This window comes from Klebsiella sp. HMSC16C06, assembly GCF_001808325.1.
In the GTDB taxonomy this organism is placed as follows: domain Bacteria; phylum Pseudomonadota; class Gammaproteobacteria; order Enterobacterales; family Enterobacteriaceae; genus Klebsiella; species Klebsiella variicola.
Genome location: NZ_KV793029.1, coordinates 91,102 through 108,131 on the forward strand (window position 1 = coordinate 91,102; position 17,030 = coordinate 108,131).

Below are 17,030 nucleotides of genomic sequence, written 5' to 3' on the forward strand. Positions count from 1 at the left end.
TCCTTTCGTTACCAGTGCCTTACGGGACCGGTATCAATATGCACAAAGTTACTACGTGGGTAATATCCTACACCACCTGCGCGCATAGATAACGCCGCTTTGCGAATATTGCTTAACGAAATACCTTCGATATGGAAATCCATTGCCTGCCCCTTGGTGTGATAGCTGTGTTTTGCCACACCACGGCTTCGTGCGCGAAGCTCATCATTGGTATCGAGGGAACGATAACCAGAAATAAGCTGGACAGGTTTGTTGGTGCCAAGCAATCCCTGCAACCGATAAAGATGATCGAACAGATTTGGATCGATGGACTTAATTTTATTCGCGCGGTAATCACGGAAAAAATGATTAAGTCTTGCTAATTCATCCTGAATATAGCCTCTGCCATCGAAAAACTCCGCCTTGAGCGATTCACCGGTATGCAGGTTATTCAGCGTCAAAATACGCGGACGGGGGGTCGAGAGGGTGGCAAATGCCGGCGCAGGGAGAATGGCGGCAGCACCCAGCGCAGCACCACCCAACGCCAGCAATCTGCGGCGATTAGCGTCAAATTTGTCCATGATAATCAGGTCTACAGTCAATGAATCGTTATATACTTTTTCCGCATCGCGCGAGGCTAACCGCCAGCTCGCCATCGCTCGCCACAGCCGTGATGCTGTCCGGCAAAGGAGAGCGTTCGCGCTGACCGCGCTACGCATTGAGCGGAATGATATGTATATGCACTTCTGGCGCACGAAAGGCACCTTACCGGGCATTATTGCCAACGTCAAGGCAGCCTCACCCCAGGAAAATCGGGCGCTGCAGAGGAGCAGCGCCCTTTTTTACCCAGTGCTAGGACAACAAAATCCATTGAACTACTTCATTTACCTGATTAATTGTTCAGCTTTCGTCAGAATTTGTGCACTGGATCGCGCGGTGAGATCGTAATTGTAAATATCTGTTCGATATTGTGTACGTCCATCAGCGTCCACAAAAGCCGTTAAGTAATATAAATTCACCGGTATATTTTGCCGAATATTGACATAGCGCGTGTCCCCTTGCTTCAGGGCATCGGAAATACGCGTGTCGTTCCAGCCCGCGTCCTGCAGCAACATATTGGCCAGCTCCGAGGCCTTATTGACGCGTACGCAGCCGGAGCTGAGCGCGCGAACATCTTTCTGGAACAGATTATGGTTCGGCGTATCGTGCAGATAAATAGCATCTGAACTCGGCATATTAAACTTGTAGCGGCCCAGTGAGTTACGCGCTCCAGGCGCCTGCTGAAAACGGAACGGTAAATTATTCTCGGTGATGGTCGACCAGTCGACCCGATAAGGATCGATGGTCTCTTTACTGTTCCAGCCGCGCATCACGGTGTAGCCATGCTGCTCCAGATAGCCTGGATTGTTACGCACCTTCGGCAGGATATCTTTGCGCGCCAGCGTCGGCGGCACGTTCCACGGTGGATTGACCACCACGTTGTTCAGCGCGCTGCTCATCATTGGCGTTTTGCGGTCCGGACGCCCGACGATCACCCGCGAGGCCAGCACCTGGCTGCCATCCTGGTAATAGACCAGCGAGAAAGCGGGAATATTCACCATAATGCCGGTCGACAGTTTGCCCGGTAGCAGGCGTAAACGCTGAATATTCAAGGCCAGCACCCCCGCACGCTGCGCGGAAGAGACGTTGAGCCAGTCGCGGGTGGACTGGCCAATGACGCCATCCGCACCCAGCCCCTGCATGGCCTGAAAGCGCTTAACCCCCTCCACCAGCTGGCGATCGTACACGCCGCGCGCCGCGGGTTTGCTCTTTTTCTTCGCCGACGGGCTCACCACATCGCCGGGCAGAACGATATTGGCGGTATTGTCCAGCATCCCGGTACGCTGGAGGATCTCGCGCAGGGCACCGATATCATTGCTCCATTCGCCGGGGCGCAGCGAGCCGCTACCGGTCATCTGCGGCCACGGGCGAGAATCAGCCACCAGCGCCAACAACGACTGGTGCATGGCCTCATACTGCGGATGATGCGGCGCCAGGCCAGCGATAAACGCCGGCAGGGAGCCATTGTCCAGCGCCAGCTGCCACTGGTTAATCACCGATAGCGGCGGGGTCGCCATCTTGTACGGCGTCGAGCTATATAGCCAGCGGGTCCCCTGGGTGGGGATGCCGCTGATAAAGTGCAGATAGCCCATCATGGCATCCGACAACACCACATCGCGCGCCATGCCGCTGACGGCGGGATCGGTCAGCAGACTGACCCAGGTGGTAAACTGCGGCTGAAAACCGGCGATGGCGATCTCCGCCAGCTGCTGCTGGAACGCCTGCACCGCCTCGCGGTTCTCCCACATCGGTTTCATATCCCTGGCGGCGTACAGCGACACCAGCGGATTGATAAAGACAGGTTTGTACCCTGCCGGCAACAGCGCCTCGATCTGGGCGCGACTGTTTGCCGCCGCCTCCATCGACAGCGGCTGCTCACCGGCCAGCTTCGCTACCGCCGGCGATTGCCCATCGCTTTGCGTCAGCGCGACGGAAAGCTCTCCAGGCGTAGCGGAGCTATCACCAGGTACGACTTCAGGCTCTGCGGCCTGGACATTGAACAGCGGAGCAAATGCCAGTGCCAGGCTCAGGCTGAGCGCTGACAATGGACGACCATACCGTTTCTTTAGCAACATCCCTTGCCCCCTGTTGTCACACATTGCCGCCCACAAATTAGTGGGCTTTATCACAGTATATAAAGACGGAAAGGCTTTTGCCTTACCTAATGTAAAGAAGCTTAAAGATTATACCACCCAGGCATACCAGGCTGGATAGCAAAAAGGGCAACTTAACGTTGCCCTTTTCAGCGCTTAGCCGCCAGAATGTAGCCGCAGCCTCAGGAGGCGTCGGCCGTTCCCGGCAGTGCTTCCGGTACCGGCGCGGCAAAACCGCGCAGGCCGACAACGTGTACGTGTTCGTGATTATTAAACACTTTACGCACCAGTTTATAGGTCGTGCCTTTTTCCGGGCTGATATTTTCCGGCGCCGCGATAATCAGCTGCATCTCCAGACGTTCGCACAGCTCGAACAACGTGGCGATGGAGCGGGCGTCGAGACGCGCCGCTTCATCGAGGAACAGCAGACGGCAAGGCGAGATATCCTTGCCGCGCAGGCGACGAGACTCATCTTCCCAGCTCTGCACCACCATTACCAGAATCGACATCCCGGTACCGATCGCTTCCCCGGTCGACAGCGCGCCGGACTCCGCGCGCAGCCAGCCGTCGGAGCCGCGGTTAACTTCCACTTCCATCTCCAGATAGTTGCGGTAGTCGAGTAGCTCTTCGCCGATGGTTTGCGGCGTGCGCTGCCCCATGTCGATCTGCGGGTTCAGGCGCTGATACAGCTTGGCCAGCGCTTCCGAGAAGGTCAGGCGATTGCTGTTAAACAGATCCTGATGCTGCTCATGCTGTTCAGACAGGACATCCAGCAGCGTCGAGTGGGTCTCACGCACGTTAACGTTCAGACGCACGCTGTTGACCTGGCCGAACGAGACGCTCTGCAGTCCCTGGTTGAGCATCCGGATACGGTTCTGCTCACGCTGAATGGTTTTGCGAATAATGTTCGCCACGCTGCGGGAACTGATCGCCAGCTTCTGTTCGCGGTTGGTCAGCTCTTCGGTCAGACGACTGAGCTCGATCTCCATCTGCTCGATCGCTTCCACCGGGTCATCGGTACGAATAATATCCTGACGGATACGCTCACGCAGATGCTGATAGACGGCGACGAAGAACTGGATTTTGCGCTCCGGACGTTTCGGATCTTCCGATATACGCAGCACGTCGCGCAGATGTTCGTTATCGGCAACCGCCAGACGCAGCGCACCGAGCGCCTTATCCGACATCGAACGCAGTTCGTCAGCAGAGAGATAGGCCAGCTCGCGGCGATGCAGACGACGTTCGACGCCGTTGTCTTTCACCAGACGCATCACCGCGCACCAGCCCGCCTTGGCGCTGACAACCTGCTCACGCATTTCGCAGTAATCGCGTTCCAGCTTGCGCAGTTTACGGGTCAGGTTGTCCATTTCCGCTTCGCAGAAGGTCAACGCTTTTTCCAGCTGATTGCGACGGGAGCGGTTGTTGCTCAGCTGCGTGTGCAGCTCGTCACGACGCTGACGCGCGCGCTCTTCCGCCCCGGCATCGGCGCGCACGCCGATATCCTGCAGCTCTTTATACAGATCGTTGAGCAGCTCTTTTTTGGTGTCATACGAGCTCTTCAGCGACGCCAGCACCTGGTTGTACTGGTTCAACTGCGCAACGTGGCTACGCATCGCTTCGCGCGCGCGGCTACGCTCAGATTCCGCTTGTTGCAGACGCTGGCGCAGCTTCTCGTTGAGATCGCTGTTGCCACTGAGCATCTCCGCCGAATCGGAGTAGCTGAAGTGGGCCCGGCGCTGCACGACTTCCGCCAGCGCAAAGGCCTGCTGACGCGCATCGCGCTGGGTTTGCTGCGCATAGGCGTAATCTTCTTTCAGCTGCTCAAACTGCTCCGGATCGCTCTGCAATACCGAGACGATCGGCTCCAGCTTCGCCAGCTGATTGCCATGCTGCTGAATAAAGCGCACTGCCTCCTGCGCTTCGTCCAGACGTTCCTGGATCTCGTCCACGCGGTCAGCCAGCGTATCATCCGACAGCAGGTTCAGGCGCGGCAGCAGGCGGTTGAGCGCCGACACGCCCTCTTTCGCCTGCTCATACTGCACGCGGTTCTGTTGGTTATCGCTCTCATGGGCGTTCAGCGCACGCTCCAGCTCGCCGCGGCGGCTGTTAAGCTTGCGGATCTCTTCTTCCGGATCGTCCTCGAAAGCCACCGCCAGATGGCTGCCAATGAAGCGGCTGAAAGCCTGGTGAAGTCGCTGGGTTTTCTGCACGTCGAACGACAGGGTCGCGAAACGCTCGGAGAGACTCTCACGCTCAGCATGCAGTGTTTCGATGCGATTTTCGCGCGCCGCGCGACCAAACAGCGGCAGCGTTGGGAAACGTGAATAACGCCACTGGCGGTCGGCAATCTTCACCACCACCGCTTTTTCCAGCTCGTCAACGCTGAACACGCTGTCGTCGAAGGCCTGCGGATCGCCTTCGATCAGATACAGGTCTTCCGGACAATCTTCCAGCCCTTCGAGCTGCTCCGCCACCTGCGACAGATCCGGCACCACGATCGCATGGCGCGATGGGCCATACAGCGCGGAGAAGTACGGCGCATCTTCGAGGCTAACGTCGTCATAAATTTCCGACAACAGGACGCCGCCAAAGCGCTCCGCCAGCGCGTTCAGACGCGGGTCTTCAGAGCCGCCCGGCTGACTGAGTCGCTCGATCTCTTCGTCGATGGCACGCTTGCGGGCGCCGACCTCGTCACGTTCAACGATAGCCTCACGCTCACGCTCCAGCAGCTGCTGCAGGTATTCGGTGACCTCCTGGCCGGACTCAAACTGTTCGCCGCTCTGCTCGCACAGCTGGTTGAGACTGTTCTGCGCCGCCAGCCAGATCGGCGCCCGGCGCATCAGCGTCTGGGTGCGCGACTGCAGTTGCTCCAGCTCCTGACGCAGGGTCATGCGCTGTTCCTGAGCGTTAGAGACGCTGTCGGCCAGCGACGCGATGCGCGCTTCCAGCTCCTGATGCAGCGTTTCCAGATCGTCGATATCGTAGCGTTTGCCCTGGCGTTTGCAGAACTCAGCCAGCTGACGCTCGGCGTCCTGCTGCTCGCGCAGACGCTGTTCCAGCTCGTTGAGACGGCTGCGCAGCCCCTGCGCCTGCTCGGCCTGATGGCGCTGGTTAACGCCGTCGCGCAGCAATTCGCGCGCCACGTCCCAGGCTTCATTACGCGCCAGCGGGCCGTTAATCGCCGCCACCAGCTGGTACGCCTGTTCGAACTGGCTGTGCGCGGTTTGCGCCACGCTCATTTTCTGTTCCAGCGACAGCATTTTCTCCGTCGCTTCCTGCTCTTTCGCCTGGAAGGTTTCCAGCCACTCGTCGGCGCTCTCTGGCGTCAGATCCGGCAGATGGCACAGCGCCTTCGCGCGCTCCAGCGCCTGCAGCGCCTGGTTATACTGAATGGCGCGGGTCTGCTGGACGTCGAGCGCCTGCTGATAGTCGGCGAGCTGGTTTTTCAGCTCATCCACTTCCAGTTCGGCGGCTTCGGCGCGGGCTTCGTTCTCTTCCTGCTGGTCGGTGGCTTCCGCCACCACTTCATTCTGCTCTTCCAGACGGATCTGCAGCTCATCGAGATCCGCTTCGTAGCGCTCAATTTTTTCCTGCTGACGCAGGGCGGTCTGCACCAGGTTCAGGTGATCGCTGGCGGCCTGGTAATCGGCTTCCAGATCGCCCTCCGCGCCGTTGTGCTCCTGCAGCTCGCGCGCCATCTCGACGTGCTTATACTGCTCGGCCGCCAACTGCGAACGCGAGGTAAAGAGATCGCGACGATACTCCAGCGCCTTATCCAGGTGAATGCGCCGCTCGTTGGCGTGACGCATATAGTCCGCCGCCACGTAGTTGGTGGCTTCGCTGATCAGGTGTTTAAACAGATCGCGGTCAGACTGGGTTACGCGAATGGCTTCCAGCGTCATGCGGTTTTCCCGCAGCGCCGCTTCCATATCCTGGAACGCTTTACGCACGCCGCTGTTTTCCGGCAGCAGGTAGTCGCGCAGCGAGCGGGTAATGGTGCTGGAGATCCCGCCGTACAGCGAGGCCTCAATCAGGCGGTAGTATTTGCTACGATCGGAGGCGGAACGCAGACGACGCGCCACCACGCCCAGATCGAACATTAGCGAGTGATATTCGGTGATCGAGTTGAACTGTTTAAACTGGACGCCTTCCATCGCCTCGAGTTTGTCTTTCAGCTCATTGAGACTGACCACGCGCGCCTGACGATCGTTCAGCGTTTCGGTCAACAGCTGGGTCGGCAGGATAGAGGTCGGCAGTCCCTGAATGGCGAACGGCTTAATATCGACTTTACGATCGCGTCCGGCGACCTGTTGTAGGCGCACGCCGACCACCACGCGCTGGTGGCGGGAGTTGATCACATCGAGTACCGAGTAACACACCCCGGCGCGCAGCTTACCATGCAGGCCTTTATCGCGTGAGCCGCTGGTGGCCCCCGCTTCAGTGGTGTTACGGAAGTGCAGCAGGGTTAAATCCGGGATCAGCGCCGTGACGAAAGCCGCCATGGTCGTGGACTTACCCGCGCCGTTCCCCCCGGAGAGGGTGGTCACCAGTTCATCAAGATCAAAGGTCCGGGCAAAGAAACCGTTCCAGTTAACCAGCGTTAGCGAGCGAAACTTACCGCGTTCAATCATTACTCTTCCTCCCCGCTATCCGGCTGGTTTTCTTCATTCTCATCATTGAGCTGCAGGTGATTTTCCAGAGCCATTGCTTCCCCGTCGCGGATCAGGCGGCGCTGCGCCTCGCGCGGGTCGTCGCCGGCGCGCACATCGGCGCCAAAGCGGAATACCGATTCGGTAATGCGAAACTTGCTGCTGTCATGGCCCATAAACCACACCATCCCCAGACGGCGCAGGCGGTTTAGCGACGCGCGCATTTTTTCCTGCAGCTTCTGGCGGTCCAGATCCGAACCGGTGGAACGATTGTTCACCAGCTTCAGCAGCCTGGCTTCATCCGCCAGGGTCAGCAGTTCGTCATAGAGCTCCTGCTGGGTGAAAATCCCTTCGTTTGCCAGGCGCTCCGGGCTGAGATAGAGATAGCAAAGAATTTTGCCCACCATCATATCCAGCTCCGACAGCACCGAGCGCGAAATCAGCGTGGTGGAGCGCGGGCGCAGATAGAAGAACCCTTCCGGTGCGCGGATCAACTCGACGTTATAGCGAGCGTAAAATTCTTCCAGGTAATCCTGGAAATCCATCAAAAATGCGTGATTATCCAGCTCGTCGAGACCGATATGACGGCCCGCGCGCAGGGCGCTGTCCAGCGCCGGAAATAACGGATTGGCCAACGCCTGCGCCAGCTTAACCGGCATCACTTGTTCAATATTTGTCAATGACATGCGCCTGTACCTTGGCTCCGTAATCATTAATCGGCTGCCATTTTGCCGGCAGTCCGGTGAAATCTGCCTGGGCGACGCCCAGCTGTACCGCCTGATCCACGACGATCCGCGCCACGTCGAAGTGACGTCCGCGCGGATACTGCGCCAGGAACTCCCGCGCCACCAGGCCGAGGTCCAGCGGTATTCCCTTCTCTTTATAGACCGCCAGCTGCGCTTCGATCAGCGCCGCCAGCTGCTCGCGAATTTCGTTAAACTCTTCAAATTCGAGATCCGCCGGCAGTTCGCCGGTGACCTCTTCATCGCGCAACGCCATCTCTTCATCGCGCATATCCAGCAGACGGTCGGCGTTGGCGTAAGTCAGCGCCCACGGTTCATCAAAATAGGTCTGTACCGACTGGCGCAGACGCTGGGCGAAGACGCGGTTCTTATCCATATCGATAGCGGTACGGATAAACTTATGCACATGGCGGTCGTAGCCGATCCACAGGTCAATCGCCTGCTGACCCCAGCTGACGATGCGGTCGAGTTTGCTTTGCAGGTCGAATACCAGCCGGTCGACAAAATGCAAATCGTCGCGCGCCATGGTCGAATCCTGAATGCGCAGCAGATTCGCCTGCAGTTTATCCCCCGCCGCATCCAGCGTATCCTGCAGTTCGCGCAGGGTGCCAGAGGTTTCCGACAGCAGCAGTTCACAGCTGGAAATCGCCGCGCGCCAGTCTTTATTTAACAACTGTGCGATATCGTCTTTCACCAGCTGCTGCTGCTCATCCATAATGCGCTGCGTCAGGTCGATGCTGTCGAAAATTTCCGCCACGGAATATTTCAGCGGAGCGAAAACATTGCGATGCCAGTGGAACTCATCCCCGCCCTCTTCTGCCGCATCCGCCGCACGCTTCAGCTCGCCAGCGACGATCGACAGCTGCATCGAGAGACGCAGCGTCGAGAATTCACGCTGACGGATATAGTAATCGGTGATCCCGATCCCCAACGGCGTCAGGCGATAGATCGCATTGCCTTCGGTAATTTCGCTGGTAAAGCGGTTCAGCAGACGCTGGCGCACCAAATCGTTGATCGCATTATTGGCGCGCTGGCTGATGGTTTCGCTGGTCTGCTCAAACGCATCACTGACGTGGCGGAACGCATCCACCAGTTCTCCCTCGCTCATTTCCCCTTCCAGCCGTTCGCCGTTCAGCGTGGCGACCGCCAGCAGAAAAGAGAGTCTGTCGACCGGCAGCGAGATAGAAAAATCATTTTTCCTGGCCCAGGCAACCAGTTCGGGGACTGTCTGGGAAAATTCACTCATACTTTATCCTTGCATCTGCGGCTATGAGCCTGGCTCTTAAGCGCGGTGACATGAATATAACGGCCCAGGCTGAGATACGGCTCCTGACGACAGTAGCGCGTTTCCAGCTCCAGCAGCGCCGCATAGCTGTCATGCTGTTGGCGTTTTTCACGCAGATAATCATGAAACACCCGCACGCCGGTTTTGCTGACAATCTGCCAGCCAATCTCTTCCAGCCAGTGATAAACCTGCTGCGGCTCACGCGGATAATCCGGCGACAGCGTGCGTTTTTTCTTTTTTGGCATGCCCAATTGTACGTAATCGAAATTACCGGCCACCATATTGTGCATCAGCAGGCCGTTAGCATTGTAGAACATCAACGACAGCCCACCGCCAGGACGCAGTGTCGACCACAGCGTACGCAGCACCTCCTGGGGCTCCGCCACCCACTCCAGCACCGCATGAAACAGTACCAGATCAACCGGGCTTTCCAAATGCTGCGCAATATCCTGAGCCGCGCATTGTACAAAATGCATGTTGTCGATCACACCTTTATCGACGGCCGCCTGGCGGGCGCGCGCCACCATTTCAGCGGAGAGATCGCACAGCGTCACCTGATGACCCAGTTGCGCCACTTTAATGGCCGTTTGCCCTTCGCCGCCGCCGGCATCCAGCACCCTCAGCGGTCCCGGCCCCAGCTGCGCCAGCAGCGGTTCCAGATCCTGCCAGAGGATCGCCTGGCGCAGCTGACCTTTTGTGGTGCCGTAAATATTGCGCGAAAACTTTTCAGCAATGTCATCGAAATTGCGATCCTGCACGGGCGACTCCACAAGCCAACACAAAACCGCTATTTTGTCATACCCACGCCGAGAATGAAGCGATCTGTTATAAGATCCGAACATAACTTTGGTTATATGGTTAAAAAAGGAACCATCTGGCATGCTTTTCACGCTAAAAAAGATCGTCGGCGGTCTGCTGTTGCCGCTTCCCGCCCTGCTGTTGCTGATCGGGATCGGGATCGCGCTGTTATGGTTCAGCCGCTTTCAACGTACCGGCAAGCTATGCGTGAGCCTCGGCTGGCTGCTGCTGGCGCTGCTGAGCCTGCAACCGGTGGCCGACAGCCTGTTGAAACCGATTGAAGATAGCTACCCCACCTGGCGCGGCGAGCAGCCGGTGAGCTACGTGGTGGTGTTGGGCGGCGGCTATACCTGGAATCCGGAGTGGGCGCCAAGCTCTAATCTTATCAATAACAGCCTGCCGCGCCTGACGGAGGGCATTCGCCTGTGGCAGGCGAATCCCGGATCGAAAATGATCTTTACCGGCGCGGCGGCAAAAACCAACCCCGTCAGCACGGCGGAGGCCGGGGCGAGAGTCGCGGAGAGCCTCGGCGTACCGCGCAGCGATATCATCGTGCTCGATCGGCCGAAAGATACGGAAGAGGAAGCGCAGGCGGTGAAGCGCGCCATCGGCGATGCGCCCTTCCTGCTGGTCACTTCGGCGTCCCACCTGCCACGGGCGATGATTTTCTTTCGTCATGCCGGTCTGGATCCCCTGCCCGCGCCGGCAAATCAGTTAGCGGTGACCTCGCCGCTTAATCCGTGGGAACGAGCCATCCCCTCCCCGGTATGGCTGATGCACAGCGACCGGGTCGGCTATGAAACCCTCGGTCGCGTCTGGCAATGGCTGAAAGGTGGCTCAGGCGAGCCAGGGCAGGAGTGATTTTGTCGCGAGGTCGAAACGGGCGCGGTCAAAGCGCCCGGTATTGACCAGATTATCCACCTCATCCCACAGCAGATAGAGCCAGCGCCGCCAGACAAAGGCCTCGGAAACTGGCGCCTGCTGCAGGTAGCGCCACAGCAACTGTTCCGCCTGGCCGCCTTCTGCAAGGCGGAACAGTTCATACTCGCGTGGCGCCCACAGCATCATCCCCGGGCCCACCATCGCCAGCAGCTGATCGCTGCGTGGGTCTTTCAGCATACTGCGCAAGGTGAAATTACCGTGCACCAGCACGGCATTGTCATTGAAATCGCGAAACAGCTCCGGAAGGCACTCGCGGGAGCGGAACAAAATACGCTTATCCTGCATCGTCAGGCCGGTATCCTGATACAGGTTCAGGGTGCTCCACAGCATCTCTACCCGCTGGCGGTACCAGTTCGACCACAGATTGTCCTGGGTATTATCGACCATTCCTACGCAGCCGCCGCTGTCCTGACGATGCCAGGCGAGCAGCGCCTCGACGATTTGCTCCTGCAGTTGCTCCCAGCGCGCAGGTGTGCGCGTGGGGGCCTCCACCGGAACGCCGCGCAAGCGCTCAAGCAGCAGCACATCCGGCCCGGGATGCTCTTCATGCGTCATCACGCCGTAAACCACCGGCATGCGCACTGTACCACTGCGCGCAAGGGTGGAGATCTTCCATGCCAGTTGCCGCGCCACACCGGGCGTGGTGAAACTGCGCGCCAGCAGCGGCATCGGGTTTCCCTGCGCGTCGTACAGGGACCACAGCGCCGTAGCGGGTTTTTCACTGACACACTCCACCCGGCTCAGCTTTTCGCCAAGCAGGTGACTGAGTTCGGTTCGCAACTGTTCCATTGTCGATTACCCCTATGAACACTACTGGTTTCATAATGAGCGCCCGCACCTGGGTTGTCATCGAATAAGATCAAAAAGGGACAAAAAAAGCGAAAAACCGGCGGGGATATCCCCCCCTGCAAGGAGGGGACAGGGGATTAACGCAGTTCAGCGCGGACGCGCTCCAGATCTTCCGGGGTATCCACACCGGTGCCGGGCACTTCTGCCGCCACGGCAACATGGATTTTCTCGCCATACCACAGCACCCGCAGCTGCTCGAGCATTTCAATCTGCTCCAGCGGGCTCGGCGCCCAGCTGACATAGCGGCGAATAAAGCCAGCGCGGTAGCCATAAATGCCGATGTGACGCAGCAGGGAATCACCGATGGTCTCGCGGGAGTGGGCAAAGCGATCGCGATCCCAGGGTATGGTGGCACGGGAGAAATAAAGCGCATAACCTTGCGCATCCATCACCACTTTCACCGCATTTGGATTAAACGCCTCTTCCGCATCGTGGATCGGTACCGCCAGCGTCGCCATTCCACTGCTGCTGGACGCCAGATTCTCCGCCACCTGGCGGACGATCGCCGGGGGGATCATCGGCTCATCGCCCTGAATATTGACGATGATAGTGTCATCGCTGAATGCGCACTTCTCCACCACTTCCGCCAGCCGTTCAGTGCCGGACTGGTGATCGGCGCGGGTCATGCACACTTCACCACCCGCCGCTTCAACGGCGCTGGCCACGTCCGGATGATCGGTGGCGACAATAATGCGATCCGCGCCGGATTCGCGCGCGCGCTCCAGCACGTGGACAATCATCGGTTTGCCGTTAATGTCCTGCAGTGGTTTTCCCGGCAGGCGCGTAGAGGCGAAACGCGCAGGAATAATAACCACGAAACTCATGAGTGACTCTCTTCAACCGTCAGCGCTCGGGCCTCTGTCTCCAGCAGCACAGGAATACCATCGCGCAGCGGAAACGCCAGACTATCAAGTTTGCAAATAAGTTCTTGCTTATCCTGACTGTAATACAGCTTACCGTTACAGACCGGGCAGGCGATGATTTCAAGTAAACGGTGATCCATGTTTCCTCCTGATGGACCGGATAGATTTCACAGCAGCATATCACAGGAAGGTCGGCGCCGGGATCAATCGGCGTTGATTTCCCACCCCTGCTCCTGGCCGACAAACAGCCCTTCCGGCAAGCCTCGGCACAGGATCCGCTCCGCCGATTGCCAGCGCGCGAAGTCGTTAATCGCCCGGCGCAGCCCCTGCTCAAGGCCACGGGTGATCTTCACACCCTCCTCCAGCCACAGAGAGAAGATCTCCAGCTCCTGGCTTTTGCGATGTATTTTACTGTCCATCCGCCCAACCAGTTTTCCCTGGTGCAGCAGGGGCAGTACGAAGTAGCCATACTGCCGCTTCGGCGCTGGGGTATAGCACTCCAGGCGATAGCTGAAGTTGAAGAGTTGCTCCGCGCGTTTCCGATCCCAGACCACCGGGTCAAAAGGAGAGAGCACGGCGCTATGGCTGGCGATCAGCTTACCACCAGGCGCTGACTCAAGCTGCGCCAGCGCGTCGCGATGCAACCACATCTCGCCGAGTGCTTCCACGTTAACCGGCACCACCAGGCCCTCTTCCTGCCAGGCAGCCAGCAGACCCGGTAGCGACGGCTGGCGCAAGCGATAGTAATCGGCCAACCACTGGGGACGAAAGATACCGAGGCTGCGGGCGCTGTTGCGCAGCATGATGGCCTCTGCGTCTTCGCGGGACAGCGCGTCGCGTTCGTCATCCCAGTCCGGCATCACCCGCCGGGTTAAATCATACACGCGGTGAAAATTGCGTCGTTCCACCACCATCACTTCGCCGGCGGTAAACAGCCCTTCCAGATGGCGCTTATGCGGTTTCCACTCCCACCAGCCGCTGGCGCCTTTGCGCGGGTGGGTAAAATCCGCCGAGCGAACCGGGCCGTTTTGCCCGATATGCGCCAGCAGCTCTGCAATACTCCCGGCATGCTCCTCCATCCACGCGCGATGGTATTTCCAGCCCATATTGTCGGGATTCAACATGCGATGGCGCACCAGGGCGAAATCGCTGCGCGGTAGAAAGCAGGCTTCATGCGCCCAGTATTCCATTAGCTCGCCGCTGCGCAACGACTCATCCAGCCAGTGCTGCGGATAGCTGCCGAGGCGGCTGAACAGCACCAGATAGGGGCTGCGGGCCACCACGTTGATGGTATCGATTTGCAGCAGCGACATCTGCTGGATGGTGGAAAGAATGTCTTTCGGGCGAGCGCGACGTCGGGGCTTCTTTAACAACCCCTGCGCCGCGAGATGGAGGTGGCGCGCCTCGTTAAGCGATAATTGCAATACCGACATGCAGGTTCTCCGTCAGGAATTCCAGCACAGCGGCGAGCAAAGCCGGCGCGTCAGTTAACGTTGCGCCAACGTCGCTAAGTCCGCAAGCAACCGCTGTGCGCGTTCATCGGCCATTATGGCGTCGACCGGTAAATACCACCAGTTTGCGGCGGCGAAATCGCGACATTTCACCGCGTCTTTCTCGGTCATCAGCAGCGTCTGCCCGGTGGTTACCAGGGCGGCGACATCGGCCTGGCTCAGCGCCTGATGGTCTGCCAGCGCCACGGTTTTGACCGGCTGGACGCCACAGCTTTCAAGGGTGGCGAAAAAGCGCGGCGGATGGCCGATGCCGGCCATCGCCACTACGTTCGTGAAAGTCGAGACATCGCGACGTTCGCCGGTAAGCAGGTTAACCGCCATCCCTGGACGCAGTTGCATCGGGATCTCCCCCGGACGCGCCACGCCACCGTTAACGATAACCGCATCAACGCTTTGCAAGCGCGACGCCCGCTCGCGCATCGGCCCGGCAGGCAGCCACCAACCGTTGCCAAAGCGGCGTACGCCGTCGATAACGACAATTTCTCTGTCCCGCGCCAGCTTATAGTGCTGCAACCCGTCGTCGGTCACGATAATCTGCAGATCGTGCGCGCTGAGCAGCGCTTTCACCGCGTCGCTGCGCAGCGGAGAAACCGCCACCGGCGCGCCGGTACGCTGATGAATTAACACCGGCTCATCACCCGCCTGCGCCGTACTGGTCCGGTCAGTTAATACCAGTGGGTAGCGGTCGGCTTTACCGCCGTAGCCGCGAGAGACCACCCCCACGCGAATACCGCGCTGCTGCAGCTGCTCCACCAGCCAGATCACCACCGGCGTTTTACCATTGCCGCCGGCGGTCAGGTTACCGACCACCACCACCGGCACCGGCGCGCGCCAGGCTTTTTGCCACCCCAGCTGATAGCTGAGGCGAATCACCGCGCTCACCAGGCCATACAGCCAGGAGAGCGGCAGCAGCAGGCGCCACAGCGGCGATTCCCCGGACCAAATGCGCGCGATCATTCGCCGAATTGCATCTTATGCAGCTGGGCGTACACGCCCTTATGCTCCAGCAGATCGTGGTGCGTTCCGCGTTCCACGATCCGCCCATCTTCAACCACCACAATTTCATCAGCCTGCTCAATGGTCGACAGACGGTGGGCGATAACCAGCGAGGTGCGGTTTTTCTGCAGCTCATCCAGCGCCGCCTGAATGGCTCGCTCGGACTCAGTATCCAGCGCCGAGGTGGCTTCATCAAGGATCAGGATCGGGCTGTTACGCAGCAGCGCACGGGCGATAGCAATACGCTGGCGCTGGCCACCGGACAGCATTACGCCATTTTCACCAATGATCGTATCCAGACCATTGTCCATCTTGTTGATGAAATCCATGGCGTAGGCCATTCGCGCGGCCTCTTCAATCTGCTCGCGGCTGTACTCTTCGGTACGGGCATAGGCGATGTTGTTGGCGACAGTATCGTTGAACAGATGCACGTTCTGTGAAACGAGTGCCACCTGGTCGCGCAGCGAGCTCAGCTTGTACTCGCGCAGGTCGTGACCATCCAGCAGGATCTGGCCGTCGTCAACATCGTAGAAGCGGGTGATCAGGCTGGCAATGGTCGATTTACCCGACCCTGAGCGCCCCACCAGCGCGACGGTTTTCCCTTCCGGGATATCGAGATTGATATTGCGCAGCGCGGCCACTTCGCGGCCCGGATAGGTGAACGTGACGTTCTCAAACTTGAGATTGCCTTTGGCCCGCTCAATGACCCGCGTACCTTCATCTTTTTCCTGCTCGGAATCGAGGATCGCAAACAGCGTCTGGCACGCCGCCATCCCACGCTGGAACTGGGCATTGACGTTGGTCAGCGACTTCAGCGGGCGCATCAGCGCAATCATTGAGGAGAAGACCACGGTAATGGTCCCGGCGGTCAGGGTGTCCATTACGCTCGGGAAGCTGGCGGCATACAGGACAAAGGCCAGCGCCAGCGACGCGATAAGCTGAATGATCGGGTCGGAGATAGACGAGGCAGAAACCATCTTCATCCCCTGCAGACGCATTTTATTGCTGACCTTATCAAAACGTTTGGTTTCCACCTCCTGGCCACCAAACATCAGCACCTCTTTATGCCCTTTCAGCATCTGCTCAGCGCTGGTGGTGACCTGCCCCATCGTGTTCTGCATATTCTTACTGATATTACGAAAACGCTTGGAGACCACGCGGATTGCTACCGACACGATCGGCGCCAGTACGATCAGGATCAGCGACAGCTGCCAGCTGTAATAGAACATCATCACGAACAGGCCGATAATCGATGCCCCTTCGCGGACCACGGTGATCAGCGCGCTGGAGGAAGATGAGGCGACCTGCTCAGAATCATAGGTAATGCGTGACAGCAGCGTCCCGGTAGACTGCTTGTCAAAGAAGGCCACCGGCATGCCCATCATGTGGCCGAACAGGCGACGACGCATGGTCATCACGACTTTGCCGGAAACCCAGGAGATACAATAGCTCGAGATGTAGCTGGTGATCCCACGCAGCACCATCAGCCCGATAACCACCAGCGGCATCCATAGCAGCACTGAGCGATCCGTTTTACCAAAACCATCATCCAATAACGGTTTAAGAAGCGATAACATGAAGGTGTCACTGCCCGCGTTAAGCACTAACGCCACCGCCGCGACGATTAGCCCGGCTTTAAACGGTGCAATAATCGGCCAAAGTCGGCGGAAGGTCTGCCACGTGGAGAGATCTTTATCGTTCTGCATTCAATAAACCAGCTTG

Annotated in this window: 13 protein-coding genes; 1 reads left to right on the forward strand and 12 read right to left on the reverse strand. The window is 58.6% G+C overall.

Annotated features, from left to right (window positions below; all coding sequences use genetic code 11):
* Positions 1-8: 8 nt before the first annotated feature.
* The 6 genes from HMPREF3142_RS26430 to cmoM form a co-directional block, all read right to left on the reverse strand.
* Complete coding sequence (locus HMPREF3142_RS26430) at positions 9-560, reverse strand: YcbK family protein (protein WP_004201403.1); 552 nt, start codon at positions 558-560, stop codon at positions 9-11.
* Positions 561-863: 303 nt separating this feature from the next.
* Positions 864-2,654: a L,D-transpeptidase gene (gene ldtD / locus HMPREF3142_RS26435; protein WP_012542312.1), complete on the reverse strand. Its 1,791-nt coding sequence runs from the start codon at positions 2,652-2,654 to the stop codon at positions 864-866.
* 200 nt (positions 2,655-2,854) lie between these two features.
* Entirely contained in the window at positions 2,855-7,303 is a 4,449-nt protein-coding gene (gene mukB, locus HMPREF3142_RS26440) for a chromosome partition protein MukB (RefSeq protein WP_070612914.1), read from the reverse strand.
* Positions 7,303-8,007, reverse strand: a complete 705-nt coding sequence (gene mukE, locus HMPREF3142_RS26445; RefSeq protein WP_032735144.1) for a chromosome partition protein MukE — start codon at positions 8,005-8,007, stop codon at positions 7,303-7,305. Before mukE ends, mukB begins: the two co-directional genes overlap by 1 nt.
* Positions 7,988-9,310 carry a chromosome partition protein MukF gene (mukF, locus tag HMPREF3142_RS26450; RefSeq protein ID WP_008805866.1) on the reverse strand — a complete coding sequence of 441 codons (1,323 nt, stop codon included), beginning with the start codon at positions 9,308-9,310 and terminating at the stop codon, positions 7,988-7,990. Before mukF ends, mukE begins: the two co-directional genes overlap by 20 nt.
* Positions 9,307-10,107: a tRNA uridine 5-oxyacetic acid(34) methyltransferase CmoM gene (cmoM, locus tag HMPREF3142_RS26455; RefSeq protein WP_008805865.1), complete on the reverse strand. Its 801-nt coding sequence runs from the start codon at positions 10,105-10,107 to the stop codon at positions 9,307-9,309. Before cmoM ends, mukF begins: the two co-directional genes overlap by 4 nt.
* Before the next feature lie 121 nt (positions 10,108-10,228).
* On the opposite strand from cmoM, the gene elyC reads away from it, so the two are divergent.
* Positions 10,229-11,008 carry an envelope biogenesis factor ElyC gene (gene elyC, locus HMPREF3142_RS26460; RefSeq protein ID WP_008805864.1) on the forward strand — a complete coding sequence of 260 codons (780 nt, stop codon included), beginning with the start codon at positions 10,229-10,231 and terminating at the stop codon, positions 11,006-11,008.
* On the opposite strand, the gene HMPREF3142_RS26465 is transcribed toward elyC, so the two are convergent.
* From HMPREF3142_RS26465 to msbA, 6 genes are all read right to left on the reverse strand, one after another.
* Positions 10,985-11,878, reverse strand: coding sequence for a YcbJ family phosphotransferase (locus HMPREF3142_RS26465; RefSeq protein WP_008805863.1), 894 nt, complete (start codon positions 11,876-11,878; stop codon positions 10,985-10,987). The two genes, elyC and HMPREF3142_RS26465, sit on opposite strands and share 24 nt — an antisense overlap.
* Positions 11,879-12,015: 137 nt before the next feature.
* Positions 12,016-12,762: a 3-deoxy-manno-octulosonate cytidylyltransferase gene (gene kdsB, locus HMPREF3142_RS26470; RefSeq protein ID WP_012542315.1), complete on the reverse strand. Its 747-nt coding sequence runs from the start codon at positions 12,760-12,762 to the stop codon at positions 12,016-12,018.
* Positions 12,759-12,941, reverse strand: coding sequence for a protein YcaR (gene ycaR / locus HMPREF3142_RS26475; RefSeq protein WP_012542316.1), 183 nt, complete (start codon positions 12,939-12,941; stop codon positions 12,759-12,761). The genes kdsB and ycaR overlap by 4 nt, the downstream gene beginning before the upstream one ends.
* Before the next feature lie 63 nt (positions 12,942-13,004).
* Positions 13,005-14,234 (reverse strand): winged helix-turn-helix domain-containing protein, encoded by a 1,230-nt coding sequence (locus tag HMPREF3142_RS26480; RefSeq protein WP_022066088.1) that lies wholly within the window; start codon positions 14,232-14,234, stop codon positions 13,005-13,007.
* A gap of 54 nt (positions 14,235-14,288) precedes the next feature.
* The gene (gene lpxK / locus HMPREF3142_RS26485; protein WP_016160566.1) at positions 14,289-15,269 is read right to left on the reverse strand and encodes a tetraacyldisaccharide 4'-kinase; all 981 of its coding nucleotides are present in this window, start codon (positions 15,267-15,269) and stop codon (positions 14,289-14,291) included.
* Entirely contained in the window at positions 15,266-17,014 is a 1,749-nt protein-coding gene (gene msbA / locus HMPREF3142_RS26490) for a lipid A ABC transporter ATP-binding protein/permease MsbA (RefSeq protein WP_004201387.1), read from the reverse strand. The genes lpxK and msbA overlap by 4 nt, the downstream gene beginning before the upstream one ends.
* Between the last annotated feature and the right edge of the window lie 16 nt (positions 17,015-17,030).